General features: G+C 66.1%; 6 protein-coding genes. 2 read left to right on the forward strand and 4 right to left on the reverse strand.

From position 1 onward, the window contains the following. Positions 1-70: 70 nt before the first annotated feature. Positions 71-3400, reverse strand: a complete 3330-nt coding sequence (locus tag RUU78_RS17225) for a PAS-domain containing protein (protein ID WP_313918696.1) — start codon at positions 3398-3400, stop codon at positions 71-73. A 462-nt stretch (positions 3401-3862) separates the two neighbouring features. Next, positions 3863-6106: a TonB-dependent receptor gene (locus tag RUU78_RS17230; protein WP_313918697.1), complete on the reverse strand. Its 2244-nt coding sequence runs from the start codon at positions 6104-6106 to the stop codon at positions 3863-3865. Between the two features lie 336 nt (positions 6107-6442). Here RUU78_RS17230 and RUU78_RS17235 point away from each other — a divergent pair, with 336 nt between their 5' ends. After that, positions 6443-7846: a GntP family permease gene (locus RUU78_RS17235; protein WP_313918698.1), complete on the forward strand. Its 1404-nt coding sequence runs from the start codon at positions 6443-6445 to the stop codon at positions 7844-7846. Here the strand turns inward: RUU78_RS17235 and RUU78_RS17240 are convergent. Further along, positions 7825-8823, reverse strand: coding sequence for a DMT family transporter (locus RUU78_RS17240; RefSeq protein ID WP_313918699.1), 999 nt, complete (start codon positions 8821-8823; stop codon positions 7825-7827). The genes RUU78_RS17235 and RUU78_RS17240 overlap by 22 nt on opposite strands. 372 nt (positions 8824-9195) lie before the next feature. Between RUU78_RS17240 and RUU78_RS17245 the strand changes: the two genes are divergently transcribed. Further along, positions 9196-9792: a hypothetical protein gene (locus RUU78_RS17245; RefSeq protein ID WP_313918700.1), complete on the forward strand. Its 597-nt coding sequence runs from the start codon at positions 9196-9198 to the stop codon at positions 9790-9792. Positions 9793-9930: 138 nt separating this feature from the next. On the opposite strand, the gene RUU78_RS17250 is transcribed toward RUU78_RS17245, so the two are convergent. Next, entirely contained in the window at positions 9931-10767 is an 837-nt protein-coding gene (locus RUU78_RS17250; protein ID WP_313918701.1) for an AraC family transcriptional regulator, read from the reverse strand. Positions 10768-10874: the final 107 nt, after the last annotated feature.

Here is a 10874-nt window from a genome sequence, read left to right on the forward strand (position 1 = left end):
AGTGCGGAGGTCCGCCGCAGAACGTTCACCGGCGCCGCCAGCCGCCGGAGTTGCCGGCACCGGTAACGCGTCACCGTACCGCTCTCGCCGCGAGCAACCGATCCAGCACTGACTTCAGCGCCAGCGGCTTGAGCGGCTTGATCAGCAGCGGCAGGCCGGCTTCGTGGACGGCCTTGCGCACGCTTTCACCGGCGTCGGCGCTCATCACGACGGCGGGGCGCGCGCCGTGGCTGTGCTGCAAGCGTTCGTAAAGCGCAACACCGGTGTCGTCGTCGTCGAGGTGATAATCGAACAGCCAGAGGTCGGCGACCCGCGCGGCGAGTGCGCACGTGGCGGCATCACCATCGGCGACGGCAGCGACGCTGCAACCCCAACCGAGCAACACCGTACGCAATGCATCGCGTGCGACCGCCTCGTTGTCGACCACGAGTACGTGGGTGCCGGCGAGCACCGCTCGGGTCGTGGCGGCGGATTCTTCACGCTGTCGCGCGACGGCGCGCGGCAGCGCAATCGCGAACACCGTGCCGCTGCCCAGACGGCTGCGCAGGCTCAGCGGTGCTTCGAGCAGCTGCGCCATGCGCTCGGCAATCGCCAGTCCCAGGCCGAGCCCAGGTCCGGCCACATCATCGCCGCGGCGGAACTCCTCGAAGATGGTGCGCTGCTGATCCGCGGCAATGCCCGGTCCGGTGTCGTGCACTTCCACACGCACGGCATTGCCGACGCGGCGCGCACCGAGCAGCACGCGGCCGCTCGCGGTATAGCGCACGGCGTTGGCGAGGAAATTCTGCAGCACACGGCGAAGCAGCTGCGGATCACTGCGTACCCATGCACGGGTCGCGCGATAGCGCAGCGCGAGGCCGCGCTCGGCGGCCAGCGCGCGGAATTCCGACACGAGCGGATCGAGGATTTCCGCGAGCGGGAATTCGCGCAGCTGCGCCGACAGACCACCCGCTTCGAGACGCGACATGTCGAGCAGACCGGTCAACAGGTCGGTCGTCGAATCCAGCGCGCCGCGCGTCTGCGCGACGAGTTCGCGCTGGCTCTGTCCGTCGAGCTGCTGTGCCAGCGCGTCGGTGAAAAGGTGCGCCGCGTGCAGCGGCTGCAGCAGGTCGTGGCCGATCGCGGCGAGGAAGCGGCTCTTGGCCTCGTTGGCGCGCTCGGCCTCGCGCTTGGCGTGTTCGAGCCGCGTCGTGCGGTCGGCGACGCGCTGCTCCAGGTTCTCGTTGGCCTGGATCAGCGCCGCCTCGGCATGACGGAACGCGGTGACTTCGGTGAACGTCGCGACGAAGCCGCCGCCGGGCATCGGGTTGCCGCGGATCTCGACGATACTGCCGTCCGGGAATACGCGCTCGGACAGGTGCGGCGTGCCGGCGCGCATGAATTCCAGGCGCCTATCCAGCGCCTGGGTGGCATCGCCGCGATGCGGCAAGCGCTGCAAGGCCCAGGCAGCGAGTTCGCCGACCGGCGCGCCGACGCGCAGCAGCGATTCGGGGAAACCAAACATTTCCACATAGCGGCGGTTCCACGCGACCAGGCGCAGCTGCGCGTCGACCACGCTAATGCCCTGGCTCATGTTTTCCAGCGCCGCTTCGAGCAGGCGCTGGTTGAAGCGCAGCTCCTGCGATACCTCGCCGACGATGGCCGCGACGGTCTCCAGCTCGGCGCCCGCTTCGCGCTGCGCCGCGTCGAGCAGCAGCCGCGCCGAGGCGCTGCCGAGCACGGCAGCGAGTTCATGTTCGACGCGCGCCTCGATCGCCGCCGGCACCGCGCCACGCGCGGGCGCGTCGTGCAGCAGTTCGTCCAGGCGCTGTTCCGGCAGGAAGCGGCGGCCAGCGTTGCGCAGCGCACGCTGGTCGAAGCCGAGTTTTTCGCGCAACCGGCCGGGCCGCCAGGCGGCGACGGCGAACGTGACGAGCGTGCCGAGGAACAGGCTGGATGCAACCGCGCGGCCGAGCCGGCTCCAGCCGGTCAGGCCGAACAGTGCGTCGGGTGCGAGCCAGGGCTGGCCATAGAGACCCTGCTCGAGCCAGCCCGGCGCGACGCCGCGTACCTGCGCGGCGAGTGGCACGAGCAAGGCCCAGCACCAGATCGCGAATCCCGCGGCGATACCGGCAATCACTGCGCGTGGCGGCGTCTGCGGACGCCACACGGCGAACGCAAGTGCAGGCGTCAATGTAGCCAATGCGGAAAACGATACTGCGCCAACGTCGGCCAGTGCCTCGTTGCCGGCGATCAGACGGTTATAGGCCCAGGCCAGCAGCATGATCGCGCCGATGCCGACGCGGCGCAGCAGCAGCACCGTGCCACGCAGGTCGCCACCGCCGCTGCGCAGCCATGCGCCGCGCAGCAGGCCCGGCGCAAGCCAGTGATTGCCGATCATCAGGCTCAGGGTCAGCGTGCTGACCACGACCATGCCGGTCGCCGCACTCAGTCCGCCGAGGAACGCGAACAGCGCAAGGCCTTCATGGCCCTGCGACAGCGGCAGTGCGAGCACGTACAGATCCGGCGGCACGCCCGCGCGGGCGAGCAGTGCATCGCCCGCGTGCGCCAGCGGCAGCAGCGGCAGCGCGATCAGCAGCAGATACAGCGGAAACAACCAGCGCGCCGTGCGCACATGGGATTCGTCACGGCATTCGACGACGCCGACGTGGAACTGGTGCGGCAGCGTGAACATCGCGAGTACACCGAGCAGCACCAGCGGCAGGAAGCCGCCGGCCATCGGCCGCGGCGCCGCGGCCACGGGCTGCGGCGGGATATCCAGGCCGAACAGTACGAACGCGCCGAGCGCGAGCATCGCGGCGAGCTTGAACAGCGATTCGAACGCGATCGCCAGTACCAGGCCACGGTTGTGTTCCGCCGCGCTGACCCGGCGGGTGCCGAACAGCATCGCGAACAAGGCCATCGCCAGCGCAACGTAGAGCGCGCCGTCCTGCCACAACGATTGCGGCGCTTCCGCGCCCGAGCGCGTCAGCATCGCATAGCTCATCGCGACCGCCTTGAGCTGGAGCGCGATGTAGGGAATCAGTCCGAGCGCGGCGACCGCGGTCACGCTCGCGGCAACCCAGGAATTCTTGCCCAGGCGCGTCGCGATCAGGTCCGCGAGCGAGGTGGCGTTCGAGGCACGCGCGAGACGCACGAGCCTGACCAGGGCGATCGCCGCAAACGCGTACAGCAGGATGGTGCCGATGAAGGTCGGCGGCAGCGGCCAGCCGTAGCGCGCGGCCTGGGTCACCGTGCCGTAGAAGGTCCACGACGTGCAGTAGACCGCGAGCGACAGCGCGTAGACGTGGTGCCAGTGCCGTGCAAGGCCGGCGGGCCGCCGCTCCGCGTACAGCGCGACGCCGAACAGCGCGCCAAGCCAGACCAGCGCCGCGAGTACGACCGGACCCACGCTCAACATCGGTGCTCATCCCCACGGCGACGCGGCATGGTAGCGCGGGAAGGACCGCACTTCGCGCGCAGGCGTGGAACGGGTTGCGCGTACGGCACCCCTTGCGCGTACGTCGCCGTGACGACGAGTCCGCCGCGAAAGAGTTGCGCGGGCAATCTGAATACATTCACGGACCGACGCTCGAGCAATGTCGTGACGCACCATGCATCGACACTGCGAGCAACCGCCTCCGCGTCGACGGCTTCGGGTAACGCGCAGGGCGGCGAAAAAGCAGGCGTCCCTGCCCGTCCCGATCAGAACAGCGGTGCGCGGCCTCGGAGGAGAGGGGCCCGCGCACCGGGCTGCCCGTTCGGGCAGCCGTCACCTGGGCTCAACAAGATGCCCGCAAGCAGAATGAGGCTCCTCCCCTTGAATGGGAGGGCCGACATGGCACTCCGCTCGACTGGCTATCCGTGAATTTGTGAAGCGAAATCAAAAATCGTAGCGCGCGCTCACCGTGTATTGCCGCGGCGGTCCGTAGAAACCGGTCAACACGCCGAGCACGGGGATGTTGTAGCCAGTCGTGCGGTATTCCTTGTCGGTCAGGTTGGTGCCCTGCAGCGCCAGGGTCCAGTCCGGGTTGACCTTCCAGATCACGCCGGCATTGAGCAGGCCGTAGCCGTCCTGACGGATGACCGGGCTCAGGTCCGTCGTCGGCCACACTTCGCTCTGGTAGCTGTAGCCTGCGCGTGCCGAGAGATTGCCGCCGCTGGCCAGATCGGTGCGGTATTCGACGTTCACCGCGCCGGAGAAGCGCGGCGCATTGGTGAACTTCTGCACGTTCGCGACATTGACGCCGTTGGTGAAGAATTCATCGTACTTCGCGTCGAGCCATGCGAGGTTGCCGCTGAGCGCCCAGTGCTCGCTCGGCAGCCACTGGTATTCCATTTCCAGGCCTTGCACATGTCCCTTGCCGGCGTTGGTGAAGTCGCCGAAGAACGCATCGTCGATGCCGTCGCCGTTGCTGTCGAAGGCGGTGAACACCGACAGCTGGATGTCTTCGTACTTGTTATAGAAATACGCGAAATTCAGGAACAGGCTCTGATCCGCGAGCGACATCTTGGTGCCGATCTCGAAGCTGTCGACCTTCTCGTCGTCGAACGGCTCGGCCGAGCGCGGCACGGCAACCGAATTCGCGCGGATGTTGAAGCCGCCGGACTTGAAGCCGCGCGAGGCCACGCCGTAGAGCATCACGTTGTCGGTCAGCTTGAAGTCCAGCGCGACTTTGGGCGAGACGTTGGTGAAGTTCACTGTGCGGTTGAAGTTCGCCACGGTCGTCGTCGGCGTGGTGAATGTCGCATCGGTGTAGCCGCGGTTGAGCACGACGGCGTGCTTGTCCTCGTCGGTCCAGCGCGCGCCGAAGTCGACCGAGAAACGGTCGGTGAAGTCGAAGGTCCAGTCGGCATAGGCCGCGATGGATTCGGTAAAGACCGTGCCCTGCGTATCGCCGAACGAGGCATTGAAGAAGTTGTTGAGCACCTGACCGCCGGCTTCGCCGTCGAAGCTGTACAGGCCCATGACGCCGCGCGCCATGCCGCCGCCGTCGTAATTGGCCTGCAGTTCGTTGGTGGTCTGCTCGTCGCGGTAGAACGCCTTCACGTCCGCGATCTTGTTCGGCAGCGTGTCGAAGTCGATGTTGGTCTCGGTGTCCGAATCGCGCCGCGCAAAGATGTACTTGAACGCCCAGGAATCGGTCGCGCGCCAGTTCGCCGTGCCCGAAAGTCCTTTCATCTGCGTGTCGTTGATGTTCGGCATGCCGCTGCGGTTGTCGTAGCGGTCATCGAGCGGCAGCGGGCCGGGCACGAAGCGGTTCGGGGCGAGCATGCGCGCGCCGCGCACGCCGGACTGGTCGTCCATCCAGTCGAATGCGAAGTTGAGGTCGAAGCGGTCGCTGATATCGGCGCCGACGCTGGCGCGGAATGCGTTGATCTCCTTGTCGGAAACCGGCGCGCCATTGGTCAGGTTCTCGCCGAAGCCATCGCGGTTGAGGCTGGCCACGGCCAGGCGCGCGCGGATCGCGCTGTCGCTGCCGCCGACGGGACCGCCGATGGCGCCCTTGGCGTCGAGCTGGCCGTAGTTGCCGACGGTGAGCTGGGCATAACCGTCGACTTCCTTGGGCAGGCCCTTGGAGATGTACTTGATCGCGCCGCCTATGGTGTTCTTGCCGTAGAGCGAGCCCTGCGGGCCACGCAGCACTTCGACGCGATCAACATCGAACACATCAAGCAGGGCACCCTGCGGACGCGCGATGTAGACGTCGTCGAGGTAGATGCCGACACCCGGATCCACGCCCCACAGCGGGTCGGACTGGCCAATGCCGCGGATGTACGCGGTCACCGTGCTGCTCGAGCCGCGCGCCGCGTAGATCGTGAGGTTCGGCACCTGCACATCGAGATCGCCGATGTCCTCGATGTTGAGCTTTTCCATCGCGTCGGCGGTGAACGCGGTGACCGCGACCGGCACGTCCTGCAGCGTTTCCTCGCGCTTGCGCGCGGTGACGGTGACGCGGTCCAGCGTGGTCGCACTGCTTGCACTGGCCGGATCGGCATCGGCGGCGGCACTCGCGGATTCGGTCGTGGCGCCGGCCTCGGCCGCGCTCGCGGCCTCGTCGTTGGCCCAGGCCATCGGCGCCAGCAGTACGCAGCCGATCGCCAGCGCCAGGTAATTTCGCTTCATCCGCTTCATTGCTGCTGCCCCTTCTGAGAACGCTGAGTACGTCGATATGTGGCGGTGGCTACTGAGCCCCCTTCAATCAAAACGGCGACCAAGTGCCTGCAAGCAGTCATTTGGAGGGGTTATGGAGATCTGGTGCGGAGCACGAGGCACAGACGCCAGAACTGGCGCGGTGCCAATGCCAATGGCATCCCAAGCGTGCATCCTGCCAGCGGACCCCTGCCGCGATTTCGCGCCAAGGCTAGGCTGCGCCCGGCACGGGCGGCATCGTACCTTCGGACAATGGGCCGTCCGGTGGCGCTTCCCGACACTCACGGCGTCGGATGTGGGAGCCAGGGAATGTCTTTTCTGATCGTGTTGGCCGCGCTGTGCTTTCTCATGTGGGTCGCCTACCGCGGCCACAGCGTGATCCTGTTCGCTCCGGTCGCCGCACTCGGTGCCGTGTTGCTGACCGATCCGGCCCTGGTCGCGCCCATGTTCACCGGCCTGTTCATGGACAAGATGGTCGGTTTTCTCAAACTGTACTTTCCGGTGTTCCTGCTCGGCGCCGTATTCGGCAAGCTGATCGAGATCTCGGGTTTTTCCAAAGCCATCGTCGCCGCGACGATCCGGGTGTTCGGCGCGCAGCGCGCCATGCTGTCGATCGTTGCCGTCTGTGCTCTGCTGACCTACGGCGGCGTGTCGCTGTTCGTCGTGGTGTTTGCCGTCTATCCGTTCGCAGCGGAACTGTTCCGCCAGAGCGACATCCCCAAGCGCCTGATTCCCGGCACGATCGCGCTCGGTGCGTTCACGTTCACGATGGACGCGCTGCCCGGCACGCCACAGATCCAGAACATCATTCCGTCCACATTTTTTGGTACCAACTCCTGGGCCGCGCCGGTTCTGGGCTGCGTCGGTGCGGTGTTCATCCTGATCGTCGGACTGGTCTATCTCGACTGGCGCCGCCGCATGGCGCTGGCGGCGGGCGAAGGGTACGGCGACGCCGTAACGTTGCAGAACGAACCCGCCGCATTCGCCGGCACGGCGCTGGCCAACCCGCTGGTTGCGATCCTGCCGCTCGTCCTCGTCGGTGTCTCCAACAAACTGTTCACGAGCCTGATTCCGCGTGTCTACGGCGCGAGCCACGAGTTCGTACCCGCAGCCATGGGCAAGGCAGCACCGGTGGTGCAGGAAATCGCCAAGGTCGCCGCAATCTGGGCGGTCGAAGGCGCCCTTCTCGTCGGCATCGCGACGGTGCTCGCCTTCGCCTGGAAACCCGTCATGACGAGCTTCGCCGACAGCACGCGCACCGCCATCGGCGGCGCACTGCTCGCGGCCATGAACACGGCATCGGAATATGGCTTCGGCGCCGTGATCGCGGCGTTGCCGGGCTTCGTCGTCGTGGCGCAGGCCCTGGCGTCGATACCGGATCCGCTCGTCAACGAGGCGATCACGATCACCGCGCTGGCCGGCATCACCGGCTCGGCTTCCGGCGGCATGAGTATCGCGCTGGCGGCCATGGCCGACACCTTCATCGCGAACGCCAACGCCGCCGCGATCCCGATGGAAGTGCTGCACCGCGTCGCGGCCATGGCCTCCGGCGGCATGGATACGCTGCCTCACAACGGTGCGGTCATCACGCTGCTGGCCGTGACCGGCCTGAGCCACCGCCAGGCCTACAAGGACATCTTCGCGATCACGCTGATCAAGACCCTCGCCGTGTTCGTCATCATCGCGACCTACTACGCGACCGGCCTGGTCTGAGGTGCCAGCTCCGGTCGGATGCGCACCGCGAGTACGACGCCGGCAATCAGCAGCGCGATCCCGATCACCGTCAGCAACGACGGCGCGTGGCTGCGCAGCGCGAACGCATAGCCCAGCGCGGCGAGAGTCTCGAACACGATGAGCTGGCCGGCGATCGCGGTCGGCAGGCGCTGACTGGCCTGGTTCCAGCACAGCGTGCCGAGCCAGGACGCGAACAGACCGATGGCGCACATCAGGGCGATGAATACACCCGGCCGCGGGCCGAACGGCATTGCGAAGTCGGACGTCGACCACGTCATGCCGCCCCAGAGCAGCGCATAGCCGGTCGCGGCCAGCGGCAGTGTCACCAGGCCCTGTGCGGTCGCCCACGCGCGCGGGCTGCGGCCCGCATGGTCGCGCAACCAGTCGGCGTTGCGCAGTGGATACCAGGTCCAGCACGCGACCGCGACGAACGCCAGCGCAGCGCCGCTCAGATAGCGCCACGGATCCGCCATTGGATCGCTGCGCACTGCCGCCAGTTCGACCTGATTGACGCAGGCCACACCAAGTCCGATCAGTGCCAGCGACGGCGCGAGCTTGCGCCACGGCAACACGCCGTCCCGCCGCGCATTGCGCCGGTTCGCGCAGATCGCAATGACGACCGGCAGCGTGCCGACGATCATGGTCGGCAGCGGCGCGCCCGCGCGCTGGATCGCCGCGGCCAGGCAGAAGTAGTACAGCAGGTTGCCGATGGCGGAGAGTTTCAGCGCTTCGAGCCAGTCACCGGGCGCGAGCCGGCGCAGTTCAACGCAATCGAACCAGGCCAAGGGCAACGCGATCAGGCCAAATGCGAGGTAGCGCCCCACCGACTGCAGCGCAGCCGGATACTCCGGCAGCAGCAATGGCCCGACGAAGACGAGGCCCCAGAGCAAGCCAGCGATGAGTGCGTAGACGATGCCGATGAACATGGCGCGAGCTTGCGACAGGGCGGAGGGCACGTCTTGAATCAGATTGCTCTCATGCTCCGGATTAGCCGCAGGCTCCCGCGATCCGCACAGACCTGCGCCGGCGAGGCGCCAGCCCTGAGCACGCATATGGCCCTGTGCAGTCGTTGCGCGACAAACGGCAGGGCAGGAAGCGCACGCCTGCACGGACGCCAAGCACCTGATCTTGCCGCACGATCCAGCTCTGGCCGAACGCTTGTGCCACGCGCCGAGCCCGTCCAGGGCCGGCGTCGAGAAGAGGATATCCGGCGGCCATGGCATAGGACAGGTAGCGTACGATGTGGAATTTGCCGAACACCGCGTACGATTGCGCGATCGGCTTCAAACAGAATGAAGCTATCGCATCCCCACCATTGCCGAGATCACATGAAATACCAATATCCTCTGTCCCTTGTATTCAAGGTAACCACCCTCTCGAGCGACTTCACGATTACCGATTCGCGCGACAGTACGCTGTTCTACGTACGCCAGAAAATGTTCAAAATTCTGGAGGAAGTCGTCGTTTGCAAGGATTCGACGCAGACACAGAAGCTGTTTACGATCAAAGCCAATAAATGGCTGGACTTTTCCGCGACCTATAGTTTCAACAGCGCCGCAGGGCAGGATCTGGGCAAGATCGCACGCAAAGGCTGGGCGTCGATTTTCAAGGCGCACTATGAAATCTTCGATGCACAGCAGGCGATGACGCATACGATTCGCGAAGAAAACGCCTGGATCAAAGTGGCCGATGCCATATTCGAAGGTATTCCAGTCATTGGCCTGCTCTCCGGCTATCTTTTTCATCCCGCCTATCTGGTGACCGATAAGACCGGCAGGCTGGTTGCGCGCTTGGTGAAGCAGCCATCATTGATCGGGCGACGCTTCACGCTGGAAAGCAAACACGCCTTCACTACTGAAGAAGAGGAAGAGCGCGTCCTGCTGAGCCTGTCGATGCTGCTGATGCTGGAAAGAAGCCGCGGTTGATGCCGTGATTCGCGTCACCCCGAGGAAGCTCAGTACCGAAGCGCATTGCCGTCGAACCGGGGAGGGCGACGGTCGTCACCGCAGCCATTCCGCACTTTGACGGCAATGACGCCAGGCCATTCCCGGTCAGCCATGTTCCTACGGCGGCACCCATCCCAGCAGTTGCCGCTGATACCGCGCCGGCGTGACGCCGTAACGCCAGGCGAACGCGCGCGTCAGATGCGCCTGATCCGCAAGCCCGCACTCCGCAGAGACCTGTGCCGGCGCGACGCCGGCCGCGAGCAGCCGCTTGGCCCGCTGCAGACGCAAAGCCATCAGCAACTGGTGCGGCGTCGCGTGGTACTGCGCGCGAAAGCGGCGCAGGAAATGGAACGGACTCAGATGGACGAGCGCGGCCAGCTGTTCCAGCGTGATCCGGTCGGCGAGATGCGCATGCAGATAGTCGACGACCCGCTCGAACCGCAACGCACCTTCCATCGGCGCCGGCCGCGGCCGCTGCACATGCGGCGAAAGCGTCCGCAGTAATTCGGCAAGCAGACCGTCGAACGCCAGCGGCGACGGTGTTCGCCAGAGCCGATCCAGCAGCGAAGTCACTTGCCGCGCGCGCGGCACATCCACCCGCACCGCATCGGCAAACCACCAGTCCGCCTCACCGCTGATCGCCGCAGCCACATCCGCATCGAGATAGATCATGCGATAGCGCCAGCCGCCCTCGGTCTCTGCGCGCCCCGTATGCAACTCGTCCGGATTCATCAGCACCAGCGAATCCGCCGGCGCCAGATGCTCCGCCCCGCGCAGACGAAACCGCTCCACCCCCTGCTCGATCGCACCCAACCCGAACGCCGCATGCGTATGCGGCTCGAACGCATGCCGCACGATATGCGCGCGATACAGCTCGACACCCGAGCGATGCGCCGGATGACGGAACTCCGCGCTGTCGGTCGGGAAATCGAAGGTGGCGGGGATGCCTTGCATGCGGGGAGAGTGCCATAGCTTGCGGTAGCGACGGGGATGCTTCCGAGCAATCGCGGCGCCACTCCGATCCGACGTGCAGCAGCCAGCCCAGAACTGCCGCGTCGGAT

Origin of the sequence: Tahibacter sp. (genome assembly GCF_032229445.1) — a bacterium.
Taxonomy (GTDB): Bacteria; Pseudomonadota; Gammaproteobacteria; order Xanthomonadales; family Rhodanobacteraceae; genus Tahibacter.

Bases quoted from the DNA above. Each gene is read 5' to 3' on its own strand.
- RUU78_RS17225 (WP_313918696.1), bottom strand. From the start codon at position 3,400: ATGTTGAGCGTGGGTCCGGTCGTACTCGCGGCGCTGGTCTGGCTTGGC.
- RUU78_RS17230 (WP_313918697.1), bottom strand. From the start codon at position 6,106: ATGAAGCGAAATTACCTGGCGCTGGCGATCGGCTGCGTACTGCTGGCG.
- RUU78_RS17235 (WP_313918698.1), top strand. From the start codon at position 6,443: ATGTCTTTTCTGATCGTGTTGGCCGCGCTGTGCTTTCTCATGTGGGTC.
- RUU78_RS17245 (WP_313918700.1), top strand. From the start codon at position 9,196: ATGAAATACCAATATCCTCTGTCCCTTGTATTCAAGGTAACCACCCTC.
- RUU78_RS17250 (WP_313918701.1), bottom strand. From the start codon at position 10,767: ATGCAAGGCATCCCCGCCACCTTCGATTTCCCGACCGACAGCGCGGAG.